Source organism: Bremerella volcania, from assembly GCF_007748115.1.
In the GTDB taxonomy this organism is placed as follows: domain Bacteria; phylum Planctomycetota; class Planctomycetia; order Pirellulales; family Pirellulaceae; genus Bremerella; species Bremerella volcania.
Genome location: NZ_CP036289.1, coordinates 4020714 through 4044539 on the forward strand (window position 1 = coordinate 4020714; position 23826 = coordinate 4044539).

The window sequence follows — 23826 nt, forward strand, 5'->3', positions numbered from 1 at the left end:
GCGATTAAACAAACCAATGAAAAGGGGCATCGAAGCCATAGTTTCGGTGCCCCTTTTTCGTCTCCAAAAGAGAACCGTCATTCGGTCTAATCGACCAGTTCGATCACACCGACATCGTTGTCGGTTTCTTTCACGACGATTTCGATTCCCGACTTCTTGAAGTCGGCGTAACGTTTGGGCACGAGGTTCTTTTCGCGCAGTCCGCCTGGCTCGCGGATCTCGGTCACGACATTGCCACTGGCGTCGACCAGTTGCACCTTGTGGATCGCGACACGATGCGTCCCCGGCGTAAGCCCATCACCTGGGTCGAACGTTTGTGCTTCGAAGTAGCCGCTGCTATCGGTAATCGCCGAACCACCTCGGCCGGTAGCTTCGACCGGCTGAAAGGTAACCACGGCGTCGGCGACTGGCTGGCCTTGATAGGTGACCTGGCCGGTGACCTCGTAGACCGGCGGTCGCCCGCGCGTCCATTTGTCTTCTCGCTTGCCACTACAGCCGACCAGCAAGACGGATACGACGGCAGCAATGACCAGGCACTTGAGGGCATGTGAAATGCGGTTCATAAGACGTCCTCCTGTTGGGATCCAACGCGTTACAAGGAGGCGTTCGTTTCGCCGCCGGCCTTCGATCCAATCGCTCCCCAGACCCCAAAAGGACTGATGCCGGAGGTGACCGGGGCCGTCGACAGGTTACCGGTGTCGATCGTTTCCGGGACGAACCGTACCGATCCGTCGGCAAACATCGACAACACGCCACCTGGGTGCCGGCTCGATGCCGAGTAAACGCCGGCACCGGCTTGCGAACTACAGGTCGCACTGTTGGGCGGCAACACAGTGGTAATCCCACAATAGCCAGGACGACCATCTTGCCAGCGTTGTCCGTGGCAGCGGTACTGCGCGATGAGCGTGCCGGACGTGTAATTGTTGCCGGTCAGATACGCTCGGCAGGCCAACGGATTGTTGGTCGACGCCCCAACTGCCCGGCCCAGTTGGTCGCTGGCCGGCGCGACGATGATTTCCGACATGGCCATCGTATTGCTCAGCCCATCGGTAATATCACGGAAGCGTGTGTAGAGTAAGATAACCAAAGATGCCACGCACGTTGGTTTCGGGATCGACTGCGGTCGACGATCCACCGAAACTGAAGTTATCCCCCATGCACAAACCGTAATTCAGGGGCGAATACTGGGCACTACGATCCGCTCCCGATGGCGAAAACAGGCCATCGGACGGGCAAATAAATGCATCAATTTCCCCCACGTAGCCTGAGGTCGCACTGCCGCTCCAGGCAATTTGCGTATTGGCAACAATCTGATCGTAGCGCGTGTTCGCTTCGATGAACGGCAATAGGTTCACAAACGCACTGTGCCGGGTTGCCGGAGCCGCCGTCACGGTTGTCCAATCGGCGCCACCCTGCCGCGGAGGAAGGGCCAGAAACGTATCGTGGTAGTTGTGCATTGCGATTCCGAGTTGCTTCAAATTGTTCGAGCAACTCATCCGGCGAGCAGCCTCGCGGGCCTGCTGGACGGCGGGAAGAAGCAAAGCGATGAGAACGCCAATGATCGCAATCACAACCAACAATTCGACCAAGGTGAAGCCCCAACGGCCTCGACGAGCGCGTAACATTTTGCCTGACCTTCGCTAGAGATGATGATAGGGAAAAATATGGGAGGGAAGCCAAGACGGAGCGTAACCAGAGTTTTTGGAAACCCTTATATCCGTAAGCCAGCCATTACGGCATTTTCTCGTCTACTAATATATTTAACAATAACAAAATTCTCTATCTCCATGAATTTCCTTGTCAACCAGAGCGATTGCGAGAGCCCCATGAGAACGGCTCGCTTAGCTGAATCCAGATCGGAAGGACATTGCGGCCCAATCGACTTGATTGCCTGACGGGTAGCGCCGTGCTACCCTTTAGATATGAGTCAGCCTGTCAAACTTTCCGATGCGCTAGTGAATGATGCCCGAGCGACGAGCGCGGTAGCCGAGCGTTCCATCGCCGGTCAGATCGAGTTCTGGGCCCGGCTCGGCAAGGCGATCGAGCCGATCCTCGACGGCGACCAGGTCCTCAAGCTTCGCCAAAGCGGCGACCAACTTTCGCTGGCTCACATTCTGCAAACCGTCGACTCCCCTGAGGGGCGCGAGCGGCTGAAAAAGCACCTAGACCAGATACCCTTTCCTCACTTCGAAGCGGCTGACCAGCCGGGCTATCTGATTCGTATTGATGAAGATGGAACGAAGACCACCGGCCAATTCGTCGATGGAACGTTCGTTACCGAGCAGCCAGCGAATCACGAAAACCGCGCCGAGCAATCGTGAGTGATCCATTTCAACTCCAACTTGGATCACCGCCGCACTTGGTTGCCATTGCTGGCCCAAACGGTGCCGGGAAGTCGACCTTTTACCAATCCCAACTATCGCATTCCGGTCTCCGGTGGGTGAACGCGGATGTGATTGCAGCCCAACTCAATCTCGATCCTTACGCTGCTGCCAGCGTCGCTGATCGTATCCGTCGGCTGCTAGTCCGTCAGCGGGAAAGTTTCGTGTTCGAGACCGTCTTCTCGGATCCGATCGGAGACAAAGTGCAGTTTCTCTTCGACACGGCTGCGGACGGATATGACGTCACGCTTTGCTATATCGGTTTGTCATCTGCGGAACAATCGATTGAGCGCGTGAGCATGAGGGTTTCGCAGGGGGGCCACGATGTGCCGATCGACAAACTCAAGTCGCGTTATCTACGCACGCTTGAAAACTTGGGACGGGCGATCCAGCGACTGCCCCGGGTGCTCGTCTTCGATCAAAGCGATCTTCGATATCCCTTTCGATTCCTGGCACACCTTGAATCGGGCAAGTTGATCGATTCGACCGAAGAGCTAGCTAACTGGCTACGTAACGCCTTGCCTGAAACCTAGCGAACAGATTGGGCCGACAGCGCCGCGCGAAGTGGACAACTTCGCGAGATCTCTCTTCCCACCCGATATTGGTGTAGCACTTCCTTCGACCTTTGGGCCAGCATCCGGCGGACTTCGCGTCGCTTTCCCTTGACGCGGGGAATCGTCATTGTGTCGTAGGCGGTCGTTTGATGCCGCATCCAGGCAATCACCGCCGACTCGGCTCTTCGCTCGATCGGTATCCGCTGGGTTCGTGCCACCGTCCCGCTGCCGACCGGCGTGGCATGGGTGGTCACGGCTTTCGCTAAACGATTGGACAGGCCGGCGTAGTCGGGGTGAAAGTCCAAAAAAGCAACCACGGCTCCGAAGAAGTCTTCGACGTATTCCGCTTGTTGTTTGTCGCGGCGCGCGGCGGCCGCTTGTTGCTTCTTGGCATAAGCGTCGGTCGAACGTTCGGCATCGAGTTCACTTTTGATCTTGCGAATCGTAGCCGTCGGCGCCCAGACGCCGCGCGAGAACATCCGGCGTCCCTTCTTTTCCTGAACGGCCAAATACTTGCCGGCAGCTTTCACGCGCCGCGTCAGGCCGGCATCGCCTGGCGGCAAAAGAGACCAATCGGCCGGCACCTGAAGCACGTTACCTTGGGTATCGCGGACGGTGCGTTCTCTGGGGCCAGGAGCATAAGCTGACTGGGGCATCGATTTCCTTTCGACGACTCGCGGATCCTTCGTACGGACAAACTACCCACTTAGACGTGGTGCAGGTGATCTTCCTCTTCCGGCAAGACGCCTGCCATGAGACGCCCGATGGGCTCGGTGGTCTTGAATCGCATCAGCACTATTCGCACGATCGCGGTAATCGGGGCGGCAAGCAGCATGCCAACCGGTCCCCACAGCATCCCGAAAAATGCCAACGCCAGTAGAATGGTCGCCGGATGCAACTGCAGCCCATCTCCCATGATTTTAGGCTCGATCACATTGCCCATCGTCATTTGGACCGCCCCCGGCAGCACGATCGCCAGCGTGATCATCAGGGCCGAATCAAACTGCACGATGGCAATCGGAATGGGCAGCAGCGTCGCGATGATCGAACCGATCGACGGAATGAAGTTCAGGCAAAACGCAATCAGGCCAAACATCGAAGCGAACTGCATCCCGATCATCGCCAGGCAACCCCAAACCAGAAGGCCGGTGATTGCCGAAATGAAGAACTTCGTGGCGATGTACTTGCGAACGTTGCGATCGATCTCGGCATAGATCCCTTTGGAAACCTTGTACGGGTCGCGACCGGCGAGCATGAAGCCGACGAAGATCGAAGTCAGCACCGTACTGCTGATCAAATTCAAAAGGGTCGCCCCGGCTTGGGTCGCCAGTTGAGGCGACTCTTGGCGAATCTGCGCGACGAGCGTCCGCAATAGTTGCTGCGTTCGGTTGATGTCGTTACGAGGCGCTACCGGTATGGCCAGCGAGCCGGATTCGCCTTCCACCACATCGTCCGATTGCTCCTCCAATGGCTGATTGGGTTCCCCTTCAGAGTCCATAGACTCGTCATCGGTCACCAAGGGCTCACCAACATCGTCTGGACCGGCCATGGGGTCGTCGGTAACTGCGTCTTCGGTTGAAAGTTCTCCCGAACCATCCGGCGTAGCGTCTGGCGAGCCAACGAACGGCGGCTTATCTCCTTCGTCCAAACCGCTGATACGGTCCATTAGCTTCGAGGCGGCCTCAAGCGGACCTTCCAGACGCCGCTCGAACTTGGCCATAAAGGTCTTATCGTTGGCAACCGTCGTGACGTTTTGAATGACGGTCGTCACCAGAAAGCTCATCAACACCAGCACGAGAACAACCAGCAGCAGCGTCAACGTCACGGAGATGAACTTGCTGAACTTCAGCCGGATCATCTGAAAGTCGACGATCGGCGCGACCAGGTAATTCAGAAACAATGCCAGCGTGAACGGCACCAGAACCGCTCGGGCATACATGAGCCCGAACGAAAACGCGATGAAGGCCAACACGAGAAGCGCGCCTGTCTGAAGCCACGATTGTTCTTCGGTGAGCTTCTTGACCGACAGTCCTTCTTGATTCATCGATTCTCCCCTGTTCGCAAAACTCGCCGGTGTCGCGGTTCATTATCTCCGCGACCTACCCCGGCGTGCAATGGGACGGAAAGCGATGAATTACTTACTCAATTCTTTCTTGAGGTCCTGCAAGAGCCGCGGAACATAGCCGCCGGTCCGTGGCGGAGCCTGTTTGGCGCCATCGGGTAGCTTCGCCAGCACTGGGGCCAGCGGCTTGGCCTTTTCGTCCATGGCATCGATCGAATTGAGTGCCAGCATCGACACGTAGACGCCGTTCTCGGTCGGATCGGCCAATTTGCCGAGCGTATCGAGCGCCAGCTTGACGTCCTCTTGGTTGCCATAGCAGCCCAGCGCCTCGGCCGCGATACAGCGCACGCTGGGGGACTTGTCCTCGAGCGCCGCACGCAGTTGCGAGCGAGCCTGGTCCACGGCCGGTTCTTTCTGCATCAAGATGCCCAGCGCTGCCCAGTACCGAATGGCGCTTTCCTCCGACGAAAGCTGCTTGATCAGCACCGGCAGCATCTTCGGATCACGGCTCGAGGCGATGATGGCCGCTCCCATGATTTGATTCATCGGGTACGCAGGCTTCTGATGACCGATCTCGTACGGAGAAAGACCGTCGCCACGCGAGTGAATCTCATCTTCCGGCAAAAAGCCGACGTCGCGGATGACCGACTGCCAGCTGTGCAGAGCGTTCTTCAGTTGCAGATGCTGCTCGGCGTACTTCGGATCGCCGGCCAGGTTGTTCACTTCGTCCGGATCGCTCGTCAGATCGTACAGTTCCTCTGACGGTTTCTCTTCCCAGAAGTGGCTCTGGGCTTCGTTCAACTTGCCCTCGTCGTACATTTTCTTCCAGACCTGAGTAGTCGGCGTCTGGAACATATAGTCGATGTGCTGGCCGTAGATCTTGTGCGGCATATAATTGCGAATGTAGACGAACCGTCCGTCGGTGACTGAGCGAACCATGTCGTAACGTTCGTCCATGCGGCCACGGAAACCGAACATATACTTCGGCGGCTTCGTTTCATACTGACCCATGAACGCGTGCCCCTGCATCCAATCCTTCGGCTCGATACCAGCCAGGCTCAAAACGGTTGGGGCCAGATCGATGAACCCGACCAGTCGCTCAGAAGTTCCGCCCACTTCATATTCCTTCGGAGCCAACTTCTTAAACTTCTCCGGCACATGGACGATCATCGGCACGTGCAAGCCCGAGTCGTAAGGCCAACGCTTACTGCGAGGCATGCCGCTGCCGTGATCGCCATAGTAGAAGATGATGGTGTCTTCTTCCAGGCCGTCTTCCTTCAACTGAGCAAGCACCTTGCCGACCTGCTTATCCATCTCGGTGATCTTGTCATAATACTGGGCCCAGTCGCGACGCACTTCCGGCGTATCGGGGTGATACGCCGGCACACGGACTTTCGCGGGATCATGCACCGGCGTGTGCGGACGCTTGCGCAATTGGCTTTCGTGGCTGGTCGTGAAGTTGAAGACCGCAAAGAACGGCTGGCCCTCTTTGCGATTCCGCCAATGGGCCTTGCCGTTGGATTGGTCCCACACGAAGCCCTCTTTGGCTAGGTTGTAGTCTTCCTTCGAGTTGTTCGTGCAGTAGTAACCAGCTTCGTGCAAGTAGTACGGGAACATGTGGAAGTCCTCTGGCAGCACGGTCTGGCTACGCATGTGCTCGGCCCCAAGTGCCGGTGGATAAATGCCGGAAATGATCGTCGTTCGGGCCGGAGCACAAACCGGAGCGTTCGACCACGCTCGCTTATACTTCATTCCCTTGGCGGCAATCGAATCGATGTTCGGCGAGTCGGCGTACGTGTCGCCGTAGCAGCCCAGTTCAGGGCCGTTGTCTTCGCTGGTAATCCACAAAATGTTTGGGAGATCCGCTGCGCGCAGCGTGCCGGAAAAGACAAGCAGGCTGCTGACCGTGATCAGTAGTAGATATCGCATCATGAGGTAAAGCTCTTATTGAAGTAGGTTGGGGGCTGGCAAGAAGAGGACAAGGTTCTCAATCGAGAATCTCTATATTACCTCTTCCCCAGGCGTTTGTCATTTTTCACGAATCACGAAATTTCCTTGTTGAATTGAGCCAATTTCATGAAAATGGGGCTCAGTTCTAGCCTCCGCACCTCTTTAACCCCGCCTTACGCATGCCAAAAACTGAATACCCGATCGTCGATACGCACCAGCACCTGTGGGATCCGAAACGGCTGAACCTGCCCTGGCTCGAGGGTGCAGGCTCCCATCTGAATCGAAAGAACGCCATCGAGGAGTACAACGCGGCGGTCGAGGGCCTGCCGATTGCCTCGGCGATCTACATGGAAGTGAACGCGGCCCCTGATCAAAAGCTGAAGGAAGCCAAGTTGGTTCGTCAACTGATTGACGCTGGCACTTACGTCACCTCGGCGGCCATCCTCTCAGCCGACCCAGGCAGTCCGAACTTCCGCGACTTCGTCGATCAATTCGAATCCCACGCTTGGGTGAAAGGGTATCGCCAGGTGCTGCATGGCGGCGCGACTCCGCCGGGCGATTGCCTTAAGGCCCGGTTCATTAACAACTGCCGACATCTCGGATCGAGCGGGAAGACATTCGATCTTTGCATGCGACCGGCGGAACTCAAGGATGCCGTTCGCCTGGCCGACGCCTGTCCCGATACCCGCTTCGTGCTCGATCATTGCGGCAACATCGATCCCAAGGCTTTTTTCGCCCCGAACGACCCACGCGGCGGGTCGAACCCCAACGACGTGGCCCGTTGGAAAAAGGACATGGCTGAACTGGCCGGTCACCCCAACGTCGTTTGTAAGATCTCCGGCATCATCGCTCGCGTGCCCAAACAGTGGACGCCTGATGACCTTCGCCCCGTCGTAATGCACTGCCTCGAAGCGTTCGGAGACCAACGCATCGTCTTTGGCACCAACTGGCCGGTGTGCAACGCGGGGGGCACCGCTCGCCAGTGGGTCAAGGCACTTCAGCAGATCACTTCCGACTGGTCTCCCGAAGCCCAACAGCGTCTGTGGAGCGAGAACGCGAAGTCGATCTACAAGCTTGCCTAGTTCGGCTTGCCTCATCCAACGAAGCAAGGGCACTCCGATTCACGAGGTGCCCTTGCCGTTCAGGTTGACTTGTCACCGCGATCAAGCGGCGATATGGCAGTCGCGACTATGCCATCTGGCATGGATTGAAGAGGTCGTCGACTTCGTCTTCGTCCTCGGCAATCACGTCAATCCCTTCTCCTTCCGGCTGACCTTCCACGCCGGTCACGGCGGCTGCCGAGACGGCGATCAGGATGCTGTCGGCGTCAGCCTTGGCACCACCGAAGCCGGTGTTACCCAGGTCGTCGGTCACGATCGTCAGGGTCGCGGTGCCCTCGAAGGCTGCGTCTGGCGTGTAAACCAGGCCGGTCAGCAGCGAGTTGATCTGATCGATCGAACCCAACAGCTTGTGGCGGTCACTCTCGAAACCGTTGGAAAGGGTCAGCATCCCGCTATCGACGCTGATGGTCACTTGAACCATCGCATCGGCCGCATCCGGATCGGAAACCGAGATGGCGTTACCGTTGGCCTGGTCGAAGACGATCGGGGTTGCCGAGTCGGTCGACTGCTCGCCTGGCACCGAGTTGATCGGTGCCGCGTTCTCGTTCTCTACACCACTTGGAGCGGAAACGGTGATCGTCACGGTCGCATCGGAAGTCAGACCCAAGGCGTCCGAAACGGTGTAACCGAACTGAACCGTTGCTGGTTCGACCAGGTCTTCAAACTCACCGTTAGGATCGAAGGTCATGCTGCCATCGGCATTGAGCGTCAGCATGCCGCCCCCTTCCAGGGCGATCGGCTGACCGACGCTGGAGGCTTCACCATTGACCGCGGAAACGGTCATCGTGTCGCCGTTGTCGACGTCGCTATCGTTCATCAGAACGCCAGCCACGGTCAACGTCAGCGCGGTGTCCGACTCGGTCGCGAACGCATCGTCCTGGGCCACCGGAGCGTCGTTCACACCAGCGATGGTGATTTCAACGTCCGCAGAAGCGGTGCCCGCTGCCGAATCGGAGGTCGTGTACGAAACGGTTTCCGTTGCCGACTCACCCTCGGCCAAACCATCGTACTTGCCAACCGGATCGAAGCTCAGGCTGCCATCGGCATTGATGACAACCGTCGCTCCGGAAGCCAGTTCAACCGCCGCACCGACGTTGGCTGCGTCGCCATTGACTTCGGAAACAACGAGTGCGTCACCAGTATCGTTCGCGAGAACACCACTCGCTTCGACTTCCAGCGGCGTGCCGGCATCGGTGGCGAAGCTATCCGCCTCGGCTGTTGGTCCAGTGACCACTTCATTCACGGTCAGCACGAACGACTCGGTGGTGACCAGTTCGCCATCGCTCACGCTGATGGTGATGTTGGCCGTACCAAATGCGCCCGCCAGCGGAGTGACGATCAAGGTCTTGTCGGCACCGTCACCAGCGACGATGATGCCGGCGGCATCGACCAACGCAGGGTTATCCGATTCGACGCTGACCACCAGGCCTTCCGCGGCCGACTCAGCATCGGAAACGGAAAACTCGAGGGGAGCAGTCGCCGAGTCCTGGTCGATCACCTGGTCCTCGACCGCACTGATCGTCGGGGCAGTATTCTCCCCCGCGAGTTCGGTCACCGTCAGCAGAAACGACTCGGTGGTGATTTCCTCGCCATCGCTCACACTAATGGTAATGTTGGCGGTACCAAATGCACCTGCCAGCGGAGTGACGATCAACGTCTTATCGGCACCGTCACCGGCGACGATGATGCCAGCGGCATCGACCAGAACCGGGTTGTCCGATTCGACGCTAACGATCAGGTCTTCGACCGCCGACTCGGCATCACCCACGGTGAACGCCAGCGGATCGGTCGCCGAGTCTTGCTCGATCGTTTGGTCTTCGACCGCACTTACCGTCGGAGCCGTATTTTCGGCGACCACTTCGGTGACGGTCAGCACGAACGACTCGGTCGTCGTCAGCTCGCCATCGCTCACGCTGATGGTGATGTTGGCCGAGCCTGTCGCACCGGCCAGCGGCGTGATGACCAACGATTTGTCGGCGCCGTCACCGGCGACGAGAATACCTGCGGCATCCACCAAGGCAGGGTTATCCGATTCGACGCTGACGATCAGATCTTCGACCGCCGTTTCGGCGTCACCGACGGTGAAGGTCAACGGATCGGTCGCCGAATCTTGATCGATCTCCATGTCGTCCATCGGCGAAACGGTTGGCGCCGAGTTCTCGGCAATCACTTCGTTGACCGTCAGCAGGAACGACTCGGTCGTCGTCATTTCCCCATCGGTCACACTGATGGTGATGTTGGCCGAACCGGTCATACCAGCCAGCGGCGTGACCACGAGTTCGCGATCAGCACCGTCGCCGGTGATGACCAGTCCGGCTGCGTCCACCAATGCCTGGTTGTCCGACTCGACGCTGACCGTCAGGTCTGCGGCTGCCGATTCGGCATCACCCACGCTGAAAGCCAGCGGATCGGTGGCGGTGTCCTGATCGATGCTCTGGTCTTCCACAGGGCTGATGGTCGGTGCCGTGTTGGCGGCCTGCGAAACGGTCAGCGTGAAGTACTGGGCATCGGCCAATCCGTACTGGTCGACCGCGAGAATACGAATCGTGTATTCGCCTGGCTCGACTCCTTCGCCAGGGGCGATCGAAAGGGTCGCTTCCCGGGTGCCAGCCTCCTGCGTCAGCGTGACGTATTCCGGCGTTTCGACGTCGAGCAGCATGTAAATCTCGTCGCTCTCGTTCTTATCGGTCGCCGTAATCAGGAACTCTTCGGCCTGACCAATCTCGACGGCCTGATCCGCGATCGGCAGCAGGTCCGGTGCGTGATTCACCGCGATGGTGCTGGTCGCGACGGCACTGTCGTACTCACCATCGCTGACGGTGATCTCGACCAGACGCGAGGTCGGATCAGCATCGGCGTTGGTGTTGTTGTAGGTCAGCGTCTTCAAGGCGCTCGCATAATTCTCGGCGGTGTCTTCACCGGTCAAGATGATCGAGCCATCGGCATATTCGACACTGATATTGGTCCCTTCCACGTCGATGGAAAGGGATTCCTCGGCGCCATCCAGCGGGTTGGTCAGGGTGACCTTCGCCGACTGCAGCATGTCGTCGTTTTCGTCCGAAACCGTCAAGTCGCTATCGACGACGCTGACCGGACCGTGACCAACCTGAAAGACGGCGTCGTAGTCGATCCCTTCCTGGTCTTCACCATTGAGGTCGACGACGGGACGACCGACGCGCACGTCGATCATCAGTTCTTCCACGTCAGCGCTGGAAGGCTTGCCGTTCTCGACGGCAATGATCTTCACGCTATAAAGGCCTTCTTGCTCGGCAGTGGGGGACCACTGGAAATCGCCGGAGAACGTCATCGACATTCCCTCGGGTCGCTCGTCACCGTCGGGGTCGAGCTGATACATGACCGTCCTTGGCCCATCTTCCCCTTCGCTGACCGTAGCGCCAAGTTCACCGAGGTTGAAGCTCAGTGTCTCGCCGGCGAACACGGTCTGCGTGGGAACCGCTGACAAATCCAAGTCCAGCGGAGTTCCACTCAACATACTGCGATCTTCCAGTTGTTCCCCGAGAGAAGCTTGAAACCTGGGGCGTTTGAACCGCATTGAGAATCTCCGTTTTTAGATGGGCAATCGTTTCGACCACGCTCCCATGCGCGGCCGGTTCGAGTGGCATTGTGCGTCCGACTTGAGAAAGTTCCACGGTCAGAAAAGTTTTTCGGGAACTTCCATCAGCGATAGCGTTATCAAAGCTGCGGCAAGAATTGCCGAGTTATGGTTACGTCTCGATGCATTCGCGGCCGACGCATCAGCCGCAACTTTTTGTTCACGCTACCGGCAAAGATTGCCGATGCGACGTAAGTGCAACGCCTACGCAACTCTTGAATACTTTCACTGCACTTTATCAACACGTTGATATCTATTGCTAATCAACACCATGACACGCGTCGATGCATGCAGGTAGCATGAAGAAAATCTTGGCAATTCGACTCAAGTTTTACTTCCCCAGTCCAACTGTCTAGTGATAGCAGGGCCGCCGTTGGCTTGGATCAACTGTTCGACTGAGTGACGATCAGTAGAAGACGGGTAAGTCGCGGCGGCCGTTGGAAGTTTTCAGTGCTCAGTTTTCAGCGAGAAATGCGGTTGGGTGTGCGCTGCGCAGCACCTTCCTATCCCCTCTCCACCGTCTGCAAGGGAGATAGGATTTCTAGGAGGCCCTCTTTTGTTCTCGTTGTTGAATTTGCTTTCATTGTCCAAACTGAGTGCCACGCCCAAGTCGGTTTGAAGGTGCGTTTGCTTGGCAGATTGCATCGGCCCGTACTGATGTTGTCTCGAAACCTCCTCGGCATTTCGCGTCACCAACTCAGGCGACATCTGCTGGCACTTCTACCATCACGCCACATGCCGAGCACACGAATGTCTTGCCTGCGCGTACGACAACCCAGGTAGCGTTCACTCCATGGGGATCGGGTTGTGCCGTTGCGTGCGACATGACAGTACTCGTTGATGGATATGCGTGAGAGGTTAAGCCGATACCTGGTAGATACCTGATAGGCACGCCCAACAAAGGTGGGCGTGATCCCTGAAATCGAGAGTGACTCGCAGGACGTAGGTGCAATTTATAGGCAGAGCGCTTCCGTGAGATAGTGCGCGCGGAATTTTTTTAGCGTGGATATTCCGCACGCAAACGCACGTTAAGAGTCGTGCTTGAGGACACCGGCGATGATGTCTTTGTCGAAGTAGTTGATGCTCATCCCGGCATCGACGGCGATGTTTTGGGCCTGGATGCCGCTCGAGCGAGGGCTCAGCAGGAAGACCGCTACGTCGGCCGCTTCCTGAGTCGTGACCGCACTCTTGCGGGGAATGACCTGCTCGGCAAACAAATACGCATCGACATACCCAGGGATGCCAGCCGAGGCCGACGTCTTCAACAGGCTCGGCCCCACGGCGTTGAACCGCACGCGTGAAAAGCTGCTGAAGCTTTTGGTCAGGAACGCGAGCGACGAATCGAGCGCCGCTTTGATCGGGGCCATGAAGCCGTAGTTTTCGCTGGCCATCGTCGTCGTCGAGATCGAAATCGTCACGACCGATGCATCCGGATCGAACACGTCCTTCAGCGCGTTGGAAAGCTTCACCAGCGAGAAGCAAGAGATGTCGACCGCTTGCAGGAACTGGGCCTTGGTCGTTTCGTGAAACGGCTTCATCCCTTCCGAGTAGTCCGCAAACGCCATCGAATGAACCAGTCCATGGATGGTGATCCCCTGGGCGGTCAGGTCATCGCGTAGCTTATCGATCTGATCCTGGTACTCGACGTCGCAGACCAGCACCTGGCGATCGGCCAATAGCTTGGCGGTCGACTCCTTGCGGGCCTCGCTACGTACGACGTAAACGACCGTGGCCCCTGCTTCTTCTAGTGTTTTGGCGATATGCCAGGCCACGCTTTTGCGGTTGGCGACCCCAGTGACGACGATGTTCTTGCCGGTAAGTTTCAGAAAGTCGGTCACGATTACGCGTTTTCCATCTTCGCTACGGTACAGGCAAAATCGAACCGCATGGCCAGCTTGCCACCGACGGTTACTTTTCCGGTCATGAAGAACGCGTCGGCCATGCGTTCGTTGAGTTTCACGTTCATTTCGATCGTGTCGCCAGGGCGGACCATCTTCTTGAACTTCACGTCGTTCAGCCGCGTGGCAACCGGGACTCCTTCGCCTTCGGTGACGAACTTGGAGAGCAAGATGGCCCCGGCCTGCATGGTGGCTTCGCACAAAATCACCCCCGGCACCAGCGGGTAGTCGGGATAGTGACCTTGAAAGAAGTACTCGTCCGGCGTGAACGTTTTGCGGCAGAGGATGTGGTCTTCCGATTGCTCGACCACTTCGTCGACCAACAGCATCGGACCGCGATGCGGAATGGCGTCTTCGATGGCGAATTTCGTCATGGTGTGTCCTGCGTTACTTGGTGCTATCGGCCAGTTGCGATCCGGCGGAAGACTTCATGAGGTACGAGTCGACGTCGTTCGAGACGATCACGCCGTAGTTAATCGCCCCGAGCCAGCCCGACATGATGATGCCCACGCTGCCGGCGTGATACAAACCAGGGATTTGCTCGGGGATCGCTCGACTGACGGACAGCCCTTCGAACTTGGTCCCGAAGCTGGATCCGAGCGCGTGCTTGGTGTACCGCTGGAAGGTCTTCGGTGTGGAGACCTCGACATGGTCGATTCGCTCACGCACGTTGGGAACGTACTTCTCGAGCGCGTCGAGCGTGGTCTCGGCGAGATCGTCCTTGCTCGCTTTGTACTCGTCTTCCGACAGGTTCGCCCAGTCTTCAAACCGAGCGTTCGTGCTGGAAACCACCAGCGATCGTGGACGCCCTTCGGGACGCGTGTGCGGGTAATAGAACGAGTACGTCCGGCTGGTGATGTCGCGGCTGAGCAGCAGATCGGTGCGGAACGCCGGGGCCGTGCTGCTGAAGAGGAGGTCGCCGGTCTCTTCGGGAATCTGCTCGTCCGGCTTCATGGCGATGTAGACCTGGGTGCTGGAGTTATTGAGCCGCACCGCCTTGGCGTCTTCGATGAACTTCTTATCGAAGTACTGCTCGCCAACTAGGTCGAAGATAGTGAGCTTCAGGTTCGAGTTCGACACGATCGACTTGCACTTGATCGTTTTGCCGTTGGCCACGATGCTTTGCACGCGGCCATTTTCGAGGTTGATCTTCTCGACGTCGACATTGATGCGCACGTCGACGCCTGATTTCTTCAGGTCTTCGTGCATCAGTTGAATGAGCCGGTCGGTTCCCCCTTGGAAGGTGAAGACCCCTTTGCTCATGAAGTTCGAGAAGACGATGCCGTAGCTGATCGCCGGATCTTCCAGGGTCGAACCGTTGGCGTAGGTGATCGGTTCCATCAGCAGCCGCACGACGTCTTCCCGCCCGGGGAAGAACTTGTCGAACAGCTGCTTCGTCGTCATGCCTTGATCGTCGTAGAAGTTCATGCCGCGCGCCGTGTCGAAGAACTCCTTGACGGTCGCTTCGGGCACGTTGAACTGCTGGATCAAGAGCTGCGTGAAGTCTTCACGGTTGAATGTGGTCGACAGCGAGAACATCGGGTTGTCGAAGCGGATGTTCTTCAGCTGCACGATCGAATCGGCGATCTCGCGGGTCCAATAGCGCTTACAGCTTTTGATCATCCCAATCGGGAAGCCGTGCAGCGAGATGTCGAAGATGTGCCCGCCGGGACGCTTGAACCAGGTTGCCATCCCCCCCAGTTTGTAGTGCTGTTCGCAAAGCAGCACGCTACGTCCTTGGCGGGCCAACGTGTTGGCGGCGGTCAGCCCGGCCAGACCGCTGCCAATGACGACAACGTCGTACTCGTCCTGAGTGTCTTTCAAAAAGTCTTTCGGCATGATTCTAATTCCTGTCCCCTCGCCCCTCGCACGGAGAGGGTTAGGGTGAGGGGCGAAGCGGTTTTGGCTTCGCTGATCCTTTGGTGCTTAAATTCGGAAGGTGTTCTAGACCTTCGCTGCTGGTTGTGTTTTGTCTTGGCGGCATTAGCCCCTCACCCTAGCCCTCTCCCCTCAGGGGCGAGGGGACTTAGCTGGGACTAAAGTCCCAGGCGTACCAGGCGAAGGCCGGCGTGGATTTAGCCGCCATAGGTTTAGCCGGCGTCTTGCAGGCAGTATCGGTTGGCGACCGATACGCCGCTCATGATCGAACCGATGATGCCGACGTAGCCTTGATCGGTTCCGCAAATGTACAGGTTATCTACGTGCGTGGTGCCGTCGAGGTGTTTCTCCGGGGCACCATACACGGCACCGTTTTTGTGCCAGGTATATCGATGAATGGTCTTCGGCGTGAACATATCGACCGCCACCACGTGCCGGCGAAACTCGGGAATGAACCGCACGACACTATCGCTGATCAGATCGTACCAGCGGTTCTTCTCGAAACGGTACTGCGGTTCCGGCAGGTTCACCCAGCGATCGTAGTTGGCCAGGGCCGTCACCCGGAGGTACCCTTCGTCGAGGTTTGCTCCGTCTTGGTAGTCGAAATTATTGGGGGAGCAAATGACGCCGGTGCGGACGTCGCACAAATCGTCTTCCGGCTTGACCCAGTGGAATTTTTGGGAGTCGTTGAAGAAGACGATCGTCGAATCGTAACCCACTTCGGCCGGCTGCTTCTTGATGACCGAAATCGTTTCGACGAAGCTCAAGCGGCCTGGCTCGCCGGCAGGCGGTTTGATCCCTTCCTCGCACATCCGCATCGTTTCCCACCAACCGGCGGAGGAAACGACCTTGCGGCCCATCAGTTCGGTACCGTCGTCGAGCGTTACCCCGACGCACTGCCCCTCTTCGATCTTGAGGGCAGAAACACCGGTGCGAAGTTTGAGTTCCCCCCCGAGTTCGCGAAACTTCTTGACCAGGTTTTTTAGCAGCAGCCGCACCCCTTTGAGCGGACGGGCGAAGCCTTCCATGTAGATGCTGCGGAACATGATGCAGAACTGGCCCCAGTCCATGTCTTGTTCTCGGGCGTTGCCGTACCACATCAGCGGGCACAGCAGCATCTCGATCAACAACGGGTCGCTGATGATCTCGGCCAGGCGCGTGCGGGCCGAGCCGGCGTAGTTGTCCGGAGTGATGTCGTCGTAGTCCATGATCTGCCCGCGCAGGCGATCGAAATTATCGGCCTGCTTGGGAAAGCGTTGGGCGATCTCGCTGCGTAGTAATTCGATGTCGTTGTCAAACTTCAGTTCGACCCCGGGGAACATCACCTTCGAGCCCAGTTGGGGGCACAGAGCGAACTCGTCCCATTTGAAGCGGAGCTGACGCAGCAGCCGACCGAGCGGCCCCTTCTTTTCCCCCTTCTTGGTGAAGTTGGTCACCGCGTGCAGGCCGACGTCGAAGTCGCGGCCAGCCATCCGATAGAAGGAATTCAAACCGCCAATCGTATTATGACGCTCGAGAATGCAGACGTTCTGACCGAAGTAGGCCAAGCGAATCCCGGCCGCCAGCCCGGACATGCCTGCGCCGATAATGATCGTGTCGTACATCGTGACGAGAAAGTCCTTGTGGCGTCCGAATCGAGTCCCCTCGCCCCCGAGGGGAGAGGGTTAGGGTGAGGGGTTTTTCAATTAGTGCGTGACGAGATCAATCGACCGTGTACCGGGTTCGCCCCTCATCCGCCCTTCGGGCATCTTCTCCCCTGAGGGGAGAAGGGACGTTTGCTTGAACCTTACAAATCCTTCATCTTCGGCTCGAGGTAGGCAACCGTGCTGCTCATCGAGGCCAGTTCCGGGTATTCTTCTTCCGGAATTTGGACTCGGTGACGCTTGCGGAGTTCCATGACGATGTCCAGGAAGTCCATGCTGTCGAGTTCCAGCTGGTCGCGAAAGGGCTTATCGTCGTCGATATCCGTGATGTCGTCATCCGGAGCGATGTCCCGCAAAATGTCCAAAATTTCTTCACGGATTTCCGCTGGCGTCATCCCGATCTGGCTCCTTCAACCGTGTGCTTTACAGCTTCTTGATGATTACTACTGAGTTAATGCCCAGCATTCCGAACGAGTTATTCAGAATGACATGAGCTTTTCCGAGTTCCCGCGGCTGATTCAAAACCAAACCGTCAATGGCACATTCCGGGTCCAACTCGTCGACGTTGATCGTGGCGTGACACACACCATCTTCAAACGCAGGCAGGTTGCCGGCTAGTTCCAATGCCCCAGCCGCTCCCATCGCGTGACCGATGAAACTTTTTGTATTGTTGACGAACGTCGTTTCGCTTTTGCCGAAGACTTCGCGAATCGCCGTGCATTCCTGCTGATCGCCCAGCGTTGTGCCGGTGGCGTGCGTGCTGACGATATTGATGTCGGTCGCGTTCATCCCGGCTCGCTTCAAGGCCAGGTTGATGCACTGCACTTGTCGCTCGGGGTTGGGCAGCACGAAGTCGGTCGCGTCGGTGTTCATCGCGTATCCGGCCAGTTCGCCGTAGATCTTCGCACCGCGTTTTTTCGCGTCGGATAACCGCTCAAGCGTATAAATACAGCCACCTTCGGAAACGACGATGCCGTTTCGCTGGGTGTCAAAAGGGCGCGAGGCCTTGGTAGGGTCTTCGTGATGGGCCAAGGCACCTTGGCTCTTGAAGCCTGCGAAGATCCCGAAAGTTTGAATACTTTCCGACACGCCGCCCGCCAGTGCGAGGTCGCATTCTCCCAGACGCAGCATCTGGGCACCCTGAATCAGCCCGGCATTGCCAGCGGCACAAGCGGCACCAATGGTGTAGTGCGGGCCGATGATTCCCAGCGTCAGACAGATTTCGCCGGCTGGGTTATTGGCCACCGTGCGAGGGTTGTGGTGGTGCGACCAGAACGAGGTATCGTAGTCATAACCCTTGATGTTGTAGACTTCGTTTTCCGTTTCGACATTGCCGTGCTCAGTCACGCCAATGTAGACGCCAACCATGCTTTTGTCGGTGTTTTCCCAGTCGACGCCACTATCGGCGATCGCTTCGCCGGCACAGTAGATGCCGATACTGCCGGCCCGCGTGCCGCGGCGGATGTCCCGCTTCTTCTGGTAGCGGGTCGCTTCGTAGTCGCAGATGCCGGCCAGGGTCTCGCCGACGTAGCGAATTTCGTAGTTCTGGACGCCGCTCTTCCCCGCGAGCAGGGCAGCTCGGTATTCAGCATACGAATTGCCATTGGGCGCGGTCAAACCGATGCCCGTGATGACAATGCGCTGCGAATCGGGAAGTTGTTCAGCGGTGGCAATCATTTGCCCATCCTCGGCAATTTAACGGAAACCGTTCAAGCTACCGATTCCCAGGAACCTTGGCAAGTCACCTGCGGCAAGCCAAATCGCCGGCCAGACGCTGCATCCCCTCCTCGGTCGAGACTTTCGGGGAGTATCCCAAGTCGTGTCGGGCAGCGGAGATATCGAAATAATGATGGGTCGCAAGCTGCCTCGCCAGGAAGCGTGTCATGCGTGGTTCTTCATGCATCCGACCGATCATTTTATAGGTCGTTTCCATGACCGCACCAGCATAATAGGCAACGTTTGCCGAAACGCGTTTCCGAATCGGGGGAATCCCTTCCATGGCCAGGATCTCGTTAATCCAGTCCCACAGCCGAACCGGAGCCCCTTGCGTGACGAAATAGGCCTTGCCGCCGACCTTCTCTGGGGTATTCACCAAAGCCCCGGCCGCTTGGATGTGAGCGGAGGCGGCGTTTTCGACATAAACCATGTCGACCAGGTTCTTTCCGTCCCCGACGATTCGTAACTTTCCCGATTTTGCCCGCTGAATGAGCCGCGGGATCAAGTGACCGTCGCGCGGTCCCCAGATCAGGTGAGGCCGCAGAGCACAGGTCACCAGCGCCCCAGGTCGATTCGCCTTAAGCACGGCCTGTTCGGCAATGGCCTTGGAATGGGGATAGTGGGCCAGCCATTTTTCCGGATAGGGGGCCGATTCATCGACTCCCTTCTGGTCGCTTCCGTTGAAGGTCACGCTCGGGCTGCTGCTGTAGATCAGACGTTCGACATTCCAAGCCAGGCAGGCATCGATAATGTTTTTCGTCCCTTCAACATTGATGCCGTAGTAATCTTCCCAGCGTCCCCAGATGCCGGCCAAGGCGGCGACGTGATAGACGACTTCGCATCCCTTCACCGCCCCTTCGACCGCCGCCCGATCGCGAAGGTCCCCCTGAATACACTCGACGCGAAGTGCTTCGAGTTCCGGATACCGCTGCCGCGAGAGAACTCGCACGTGTTCCCCGTGCATAAGTAGCTGCTCGACGATGTATCGGCCGAGGAATCCCCCTCCGCCGGTGACCAGCACGCTCAAGTGTTGCTCCGGATGCCTATCTTGTCGCTGGGGCCTGTTAGAGCCCCTGAATCATGGACTTGGGGATCTTGAACCGGTACGAACCACTTCTGCCAATCGCTTCGCCTGGCAAATCAAGGTAGAGATTCTCGACCTTGTTGGGGTCGAAGTCCTCAGGCACGTCAAAGACGATCGCATCGGTCCCTTCTTCCGCAGGCTTAAACGTCTTGCTGGGGGTCCACCATTTTAGGTCGGCAAGATCATCAAACTTGAGGGGATAGTACATGTTCTTGTCGTCGTCGGAAAGCTGGGCGGTGCGAATTGCCCCATTTTCTGCGGTAAATTGATTGCCATACCAGCTTTTGAAGTCAAACGTCTTGTCCGACCGGTTCGACAGTTCGAGGTAGACGTTCATGTAGGGACGTCCGTTGGAGGTAACCAGTTCGCCCCCTTCGTCACGACCGCGGACTTCACCCCAATCGACGTGGTTGATCTTGACCTTGAAGCCTTCCATGGTGGCCGAATTCTTGGCCGGGACCCAATTGATGTAGATGTCCCCTTTTTCGGCCGCTTCCATGACGTCTTGAATCTGGTTGCCGCTATTGGCCACGCCGTCATTCACGTACGGCGACTCATCGACGACGTCATCCCCCGATCCGATTTCCAAAATGCCCATCGCCACAAGGCCGAAGAACAGAACCACGGCCAGGAACATCGGCAGGACGACGATCTTGGCGATCTTCAGAATCAGATCGACCGGGATTCCCCCCGATTCGAGTTCTTCTTCTCCTTCGGCATCCTCTGCCCCTTCGGCCTGCTCGGTCTTGGGCTGGGCTTTCTTTCGCAGCGGTTTGCTCCCAGGCTCTCTCGGCGTAATTACCGGTGCATTGACCTGGGGCGTCATCTGGGGAACGACGAACATCCCCTGGCAAGTCGGACATTGAACCTGAGTCCCGGCAGGACTGGTCACATTCAGAACGGTCGAACAATGAGGGCACTTGAGATGCATAGGTTGGAAAAGCCTTCGATCGACAAATTAGTCATCAACAGTAGGGATGAGTTTACCAGGAGTATTGGCTTCACAGGAGTCACGTCAGGCGAACCACTCTTATCCCCTCTCCCTCGCAGGGAGAGGGCCAGGGTGAGGGTTTTCTGAGCGACGCTAATTTAACATCGCCAGACTAAGTACCGAGCTAATCGAATGGAACCCTGACCGCGTTTCCAAAAGATGTCGGCGACAAGCCCCCTCACCCTAACCCTCTCCCCCGCAGACGGTGGAGAGGGGACTAGATTAGGAGAGCCGTTCCTCGGCCCAAACCTTCAGTTTTTCGCGGAAAATCTTCGAGTTATGCCGCACATCCACGGGAAAATTGGGGTGCAGCAGGAAATGTTCTATTCGCTCGGTCAACCGTTTTTTATTGCCGATTTCCCGCAGCTGGTCCATCAGTTGGTCGATCTCTTGCGGCGTATCAGGGTACATCCCAGGCCACGGCTGGACGATCACCACCGGAATCTGACTGCCTGGCTCGCCGAGCCCTACCAGCGCGCTGCGAAAGATTTTTTCGTGCGTGTTGAAGATCGATTCGACTGGAATCGTGAACATCGACCCATCGGCGGTCTCCAGGCGATGCGACTTCCGCCCGCAAAACCAGAAACGGTCCTGCGTGTCGAGATAGCCGACGTCTCCCATGCGATGCCACACTGCGTCGCCATCGTAGATCTTCGACAATCGCGTCGCCTCGTCACTGGTCGCGTACCGCCGCGTAACCACCGGGCCGCGGACGATCAGTTCGCCGATCTCGCCACGTGGAAGTGGATTGATTTGTTCGACCGTCTCGATTGCTTCGTCGGAAATGGCGATCACCCGCCAGTCGATTCCCTCGAAACGTGAGCCAACGCAAGTGCCCGCTCCTTCGTTGGAACGCTCGATCGTTTCCCCTAACACCTCACTGGCCGAGATCGAAGCCACCGGCAACGCTTCGGTCGCCCCGTAGGGCGTGTACATCTCGGCATTGGGAGCCGCCTTTTTCATACGCTTCAAAACATGCGGCGGAACAGGGGCTCCGGCCGAAAGCACGCGCCGAAGCGACGGCATCCACAGGTTTTCGCGTTCGCAGAACTGCCCCACGGCGTTCCATACCGCCGGCGAAGCGAAGGATTGGGTCGCTTCCCAGTCGGCAACCGCTTCCAATATGTTCCGCGGATCGACGGTCGCCGGGCGGCTGAAATCCATGTCAGGGATGACCGAAGTCACTCCCATCGCGCTATTGAAGAGCCCGAACAGGGGGAAGCCAGGCACATCGATCTCGCCGGGCTCAATCGCGTAACGTTCTTGAATGAACTGCACCTGGCGGCGGAATCCTTCGTGCCGGAATTCAACTCCCTTCGGCGGTCCCGTACTGCCGGAAGTAAAGATGATCGCTGCTCTGTCGTCGGCCGTGGCGGCAAATGGCTGAAAGTCGCCAACCTCCGTTTCGCGCAGCTGGTCGAGCGTTGTACCTCCCCAGAACCACTTGCGACCGACGGTCACATTCAGCCTGGCATCGCGGTAACGTCGTCCGCACAGCTTGCGTACGGCATGCACGATCGGAATGCCCACAAACCCTTCCGGCTTGACCTGATCGAGACAAGACAAGACGTTTTTCTTTCCCATCCCGGGATCGATCAAAACGCTGACTGCCCCGACCTTGAAGAGAGCAAACACGAGCGAAACGAAATCAATCCCTGGTCGAACCATCAGCGCCAAACGCGTACCCGGGACCACCCCCATCTGCGACAAACCGGCCGCGATGATCGTGCTATCTTCGGCCAGCCGAGCAAACGAGATCGTATCGTAATGCCGCTTCCCCTGGGCATCGCGCTGGCCTGCTACGGCAATCGCGATTGCGTCGGGGCAAGTGAGTGCCACTTCATCCAGAAGTAGCCCCACATTGAAAACGGTCGATGTCATCGTGGCATCCGCCATCAAGCTTCTCTCTTGTCCCCTCGCCCCTGAGGGTAGAAGGTTAGGGTGAGGGGTTTTCGTTTGAACTCTTTCGAGGGTCGCAATGCCAACGCGCACTCATCCCAGGTGGGTGACCCAGAGAGATTTCTCTCTGGGCCCCCGGTTAGGAAGTAACTCGCGCGATTACGTAATCGATCAATTTCGCAGCAATGTCTACATCGCAGGCCTTCGCCAGCCCTTTCCATCCTGGGACAGCATTGGCTTCCAGTAAATACCAGCCCCCTACGCCGTCGGGCAAAAAGTCGAGCCCGGCGATCGACAGATCGAGCGTCTTCACCGCGTCGAGCGCTACTTGTGCGACCTCGTCGGGAATGGACTCCGCCGAGGCACTGGCACCGCGGCTGAGGTTCGTTCGCCAACTGTCGGCCGAAGTCCGCCGCATGCCCCACGTCATTTCGCCAAGCACGAGCACACGCAGATCGTAGCCGGGATGGGGCACGAACTTCTGCAGATAGATGATCTGATCCATCTGCTGCAGCGTTTTGAAGACGCGATGGGCGAGGTCGGCGTCCTCGACCCGCATGATCCCCCGCCCTTCTCCGCCGAAGATCGGCTTGACGACGACCGACGGTCCCAATTCTTCAAAAGCGTCCATCGCATCCTGCCACGTTTGACAGACGTGCGTCTGAGGGACCCGGTAGCCTGCGGCCGATAGTTTGGAAAGAGAGAGATACTTGTCGATGGCCAGTTCCATCGACTTGGGCGGATTGATGATCAACACCCCTTGCCGCTCGAGCCCGGCCAATGCATCCATGCGGAAGACGACTTGCTCGAGCGAACCCGGCGGCATCGAACGCACGATCACCGCGTCGAAGTTGTCGGACAACACCGCATCGGCGGAAATCGACTCCCTGCCACCAATGCGTGACTGCAAAGCCGAGAACTCCAGACGCTGGACTTGGGCTTTCCCAATGGCTGCGCGCTGCAGGTCTTGGAAGTACCAGCTATCTTCGTTGGCCAACACGCCGATGCGTGGTAGTCGTGCATTTGCATCCATCGC

At 57.7% G+C, this 23826-nt stretch carries 20 protein-coding genes; 3 read left to right on the forward strand and 17 right to left on the reverse strand.

Going from position 1 to position 23826, the window contains the following annotated elements:
* Nucleotides 1–86: 86 nt before the first annotated feature.
* From Pan97_RS15940 to Pan97_RS26675, 3 genes are read right to left on the reverse strand one after another with little or no spacing between them, the layout of a single operon-like run.
* A complete protein-coding gene (locus Pan97_RS15940) occupies nucleotides 87–563 on the reverse strand; it encodes a carboxypeptidase-like regulatory domain-containing protein (protein WP_144974215.1) in 477 nt (158 codons plus the stop codon).
* A gap of 29 nt (nucleotides 564–592) precedes the next feature.
* Entirely contained in the window at nucleotides 593–1096 is a 504-nt protein-coding gene (locus Pan97_RS26670; RefSeq protein WP_144974217.1) for a DUF1559 family PulG-like putative transporter, read from the reverse strand.
* Complete coding sequence (locus Pan97_RS26675) at nucleotides 1056–1625, reverse strand: DUF1559 family PulG-like putative transporter (RefSeq protein ID WP_144974219.1); 570 nt, start codon at nucleotides 1623–1625, stop codon at nucleotides 1056–1058. Before Pan97_RS26675 ends, Pan97_RS26670 begins: the two co-directional genes overlap by 41 nt.
* Nucleotides 1626–1922: 297 nt before the next feature.
* Here Pan97_RS26675 and Pan97_RS15955 point away from each other — a divergent pair, with 297 nt between their 5' ends.
* Both Pan97_RS15955 and Pan97_RS15960 read left to right on the forward strand, forming a co-directional pair.
* Nucleotides 1923–2321 (forward strand): TA system antitoxin ParD family protein, encoded by a 399-nt coding sequence (locus tag Pan97_RS15955; RefSeq protein ID WP_144974221.1) that lies wholly within the window; start codon nucleotides 1923–1925, stop codon nucleotides 2319–2321.
* Nucleotides 2318–2914, forward strand: a complete 597-nt coding sequence (locus Pan97_RS15960) for a zeta toxin family protein (RefSeq protein WP_144974223.1) — start codon at nucleotides 2318–2320, stop codon at nucleotides 2912–2914. Before Pan97_RS15955 ends, Pan97_RS15960 begins: the two co-directional genes overlap by 4 nt.
* Here the strand turns inward: Pan97_RS15960 and Pan97_RS15965 are convergent.
* The 3 genes from Pan97_RS15965 to Pan97_RS15975 form a co-directional block, all read right to left on the reverse strand.
* Nucleotides 2911–3591 (reverse strand): DUF2293 domain-containing protein, encoded by a 681-nt coding sequence (locus tag Pan97_RS15965; protein WP_144974225.1) that lies wholly within the window; start codon nucleotides 3589–3591, stop codon nucleotides 2911–2913. The genes Pan97_RS15960 and Pan97_RS15965 overlap by 4 nt on opposite strands.
* A 50-nt stretch (nucleotides 3592–3641) precedes the next feature.
* A complete protein-coding gene (locus Pan97_RS15970) occupies nucleotides 3642–4979 on the reverse strand; it encodes an AI-2E family transporter (RefSeq protein WP_144974227.1) in 1338 nt (445 codons plus the stop codon).
* A gap of 90 nt (nucleotides 4980–5069) precedes the next feature.
* Nucleotides 5070–6929: a sulfatase-like hydrolase/transferase gene (locus Pan97_RS15975; protein WP_241676311.1), complete on the reverse strand. Its 1860-nt coding sequence runs from the start codon at nucleotides 6927–6929 to the stop codon at nucleotides 5070–5072.
* Between the two features lie 197 nt (nucleotides 6930–7126).
* Between Pan97_RS15975 and Pan97_RS15980 the strand changes: the two genes are divergently transcribed.
* Nucleotides 7127–8029 carry an amidohydrolase family protein gene (locus tag Pan97_RS15980; RefSeq protein ID WP_144974229.1) on the forward strand — a complete coding sequence of 301 codons (903 nt, stop codon included), beginning with the start codon at nucleotides 7127–7129 and terminating at the stop codon, nucleotides 8027–8029.
* 106 nt (nucleotides 8030–8135) lie between these two features.
* Here Pan97_RS15980 and Pan97_RS15985 read toward each other — a convergent pair whose 3' ends face one another.
* The 11 genes from Pan97_RS15985 to Pan97_RS16035 form a co-directional block, all read right to left on the reverse strand.
* Nucleotides 8136–11621, reverse strand: coding sequence for an Ig-like domain-containing protein (locus Pan97_RS15985; RefSeq protein WP_144974232.1), 3486 nt, complete (start codon nucleotides 11619–11621; stop codon nucleotides 8136–8138).
* Nucleotides 11622–12709: 1088 nt separating this feature from the next.
* Nucleotides 12710–13519, reverse strand: coding sequence for an enoyl-ACP reductase FabI (locus tag Pan97_RS15990; RefSeq protein ID WP_144974234.1), 810 nt, complete (start codon nucleotides 13517–13519; stop codon nucleotides 12710–12712).
* Nucleotides 13520–13521: 2 nt separating this feature from the next.
* Nucleotides 13522–13953, reverse strand: coding sequence for a 3-hydroxyacyl-ACP dehydratase FabZ family protein (locus Pan97_RS15995; RefSeq protein WP_144974236.1), 432 nt, complete (start codon nucleotides 13951–13953; stop codon nucleotides 13522–13524).
* Nucleotides 13954–13966: 13 nt separating this feature from the next.
* Entirely contained in the window at nucleotides 13967–15418 is a 1452-nt protein-coding gene (locus Pan97_RS16000) for a phytoene desaturase family protein (RefSeq protein ID WP_144974238.1), read from the reverse strand.
* A 251-nt stretch (nucleotides 15419–15669) separates the two neighbouring features.
* On the reverse strand, nucleotides 15670–17061 hold the full coding sequence (locus tag Pan97_RS16005) for a phytoene desaturase family protein (RefSeq protein WP_144974240.1): 1392 nt from the start codon (nucleotides 17059–17061) through the stop codon (nucleotides 15670–15672).
* A 182-nt stretch (nucleotides 17062–17243) separates the two neighbouring features.
* Complete coding sequence (locus Pan97_RS16010; protein WP_144974242.1) at nucleotides 17244–17495, reverse strand: acyl carrier protein; 252 nt, start codon at nucleotides 17493–17495, stop codon at nucleotides 17244–17246.
* 28 nt (nucleotides 17496–17523) lie between these two features.
* Entirely contained in the window at nucleotides 17524–18777 is a 1254-nt protein-coding gene (locus tag Pan97_RS16015) for a beta-ketoacyl-[acyl-carrier-protein] synthase family protein (protein ID WP_144974244.1), read from the reverse strand.
* 64 nt (nucleotides 18778–18841) lie between these two features.
* Entirely contained in the window at nucleotides 18842–19837 is a 996-nt protein-coding gene (locus Pan97_RS16020; RefSeq protein ID WP_241676429.1) for an NAD-dependent epimerase/dehydratase family protein, read from the reverse strand.
* 43 nt (nucleotides 19838–19880) lie between these two features.
* Nucleotides 19881–20831 carry a zinc ribbon domain-containing protein gene (locus tag Pan97_RS16025; protein WP_144974248.1) on the reverse strand — a complete coding sequence of 317 codons (951 nt, stop codon included), beginning with the start codon at nucleotides 20829–20831 and terminating at the stop codon, nucleotides 19881–19883.
* A gap of 282 nt (nucleotides 20832–21113) precedes the next feature.
* Complete coding sequence (locus Pan97_RS16030; protein WP_196782119.1) at nucleotides 21114–22787, reverse strand: fatty acid CoA ligase family protein; 1674 nt, start codon at nucleotides 22785–22787, stop codon at nucleotides 21114–21116.
* A 142-nt stretch (nucleotides 22788–22929) separates the two neighbouring features.
* Entirely contained in the window at nucleotides 22930–23823 is an 894-nt protein-coding gene (locus Pan97_RS16035) for an ATP-grasp domain-containing protein (protein ID WP_144974252.1), read from the reverse strand.
* Nucleotides 23824–23826 lie beyond the last annotated feature (3 nt).

What these genes read in the sequence shown, in the direction of transcription:
- Pan97_RS15940 (WP_144974215.1), bottom strand. Translation starts at nt 563, where the DNA reads ATGAACCGCATTTCACATGCCCTCAAGTGCCTGGTCATTGCTGCCGTC.
- Pan97_RS26675 (WP_144974219.1), bottom strand. Translation starts at nt 1,625, where the DNA reads ATGTTACGCGCTCGTCGAGGCCGTTGGGGCTTCACCTTGGTCGAATTG.
- Pan97_RS15955 (WP_144974221.1), top strand. Translation starts at nt 1,923, where the DNA reads ATGAGTCAGCCTGTCAAACTTTCCGATGCGCTAGTGAATGATGCCCGA.
- Pan97_RS15965 (WP_144974225.1), bottom strand. Translation starts at nt 3,591, where the DNA reads ATGCCCCAGTCAGCTTATGCTCCTGGCCCCAGAGAACGCACCGTCCGC.
- Pan97_RS15970 (WP_144974227.1), bottom strand. Translation starts at nt 4,979, where the DNA reads ATGAATCAAGAAGGACTGTCGGTCAAGAAGCTCACCGAAGAACAATCG.
- Pan97_RS15975 (WP_241676311.1), bottom strand. Translation starts at nt 6,929, where the DNA reads ATGATGCGATATCTACTACTGATCACGGTCAGCAGCCTGCTTGTCTTT.
- Pan97_RS15980 (WP_144974229.1), top strand. Translation starts at nt 7,127, where the DNA reads ATGCCAAAAACTGAATACCCGATCGTCGATACGCACCAGCACCTGTGG.
- Pan97_RS15985 (WP_144974232.1), bottom strand. Translation starts at nt 11,621, where the DNA reads ATGCGGTTCAAACGCCCCAGGTTTCAAGCTTCTCTCGGGGAACAACTG.
- Pan97_RS15995 (WP_144974236.1), bottom strand. Translation starts at nt 13,953, where the DNA reads ATGACGAAATTCGCCATCGAAGACGCCATTCCGCATCGCGGTCCGATG.
- Pan97_RS16000 (WP_144974238.1), bottom strand. Translation starts at nt 15,418, where the DNA reads ATGCCGAAAGACTTTTTGAAAGACACTCAGGACGAGTACGACGTTGTC.
- Pan97_RS16005 (WP_144974240.1), bottom strand. Translation starts at nt 17,061, where the DNA reads ATGTACGACACGATCATTATCGGCGCAGGCATGTCCGGGCTGGCGGCC.
- Pan97_RS16010 (WP_144974242.1), bottom strand. Translation starts at nt 17,495, where the DNA reads ATGACGCCAGCGGAAATCCGTGAAGAAATTTTGGACATTTTGCGGGAC.
- Pan97_RS16015 (WP_144974244.1), bottom strand. Translation starts at nt 18,777, where the DNA reads ATGATTGCCACCGCTGAACAACTTCCCGATTCGCAGCGCATTGTCATC.
- Pan97_RS16025 (WP_144974248.1), bottom strand. Translation starts at nt 20,831, where the DNA reads ATGCATCTCAAGTGCCCTCATTGTTCGACCGTTCTGAATGTGACCAGT.
- Pan97_RS16030 (WP_196782119.1), bottom strand. Translation starts at nt 22,787, where the DNA reads ATGGCGGATGCCACGATGACATCGACCGTTTTCAATGTGGGGCTACTT.
- Pan97_RS16035 (WP_144974252.1), bottom strand. Translation starts at nt 23,823, where the DNA reads ATGGATGCAAATGCACGACTACCACGCATCGGCGTGTTGGCCAACGAA.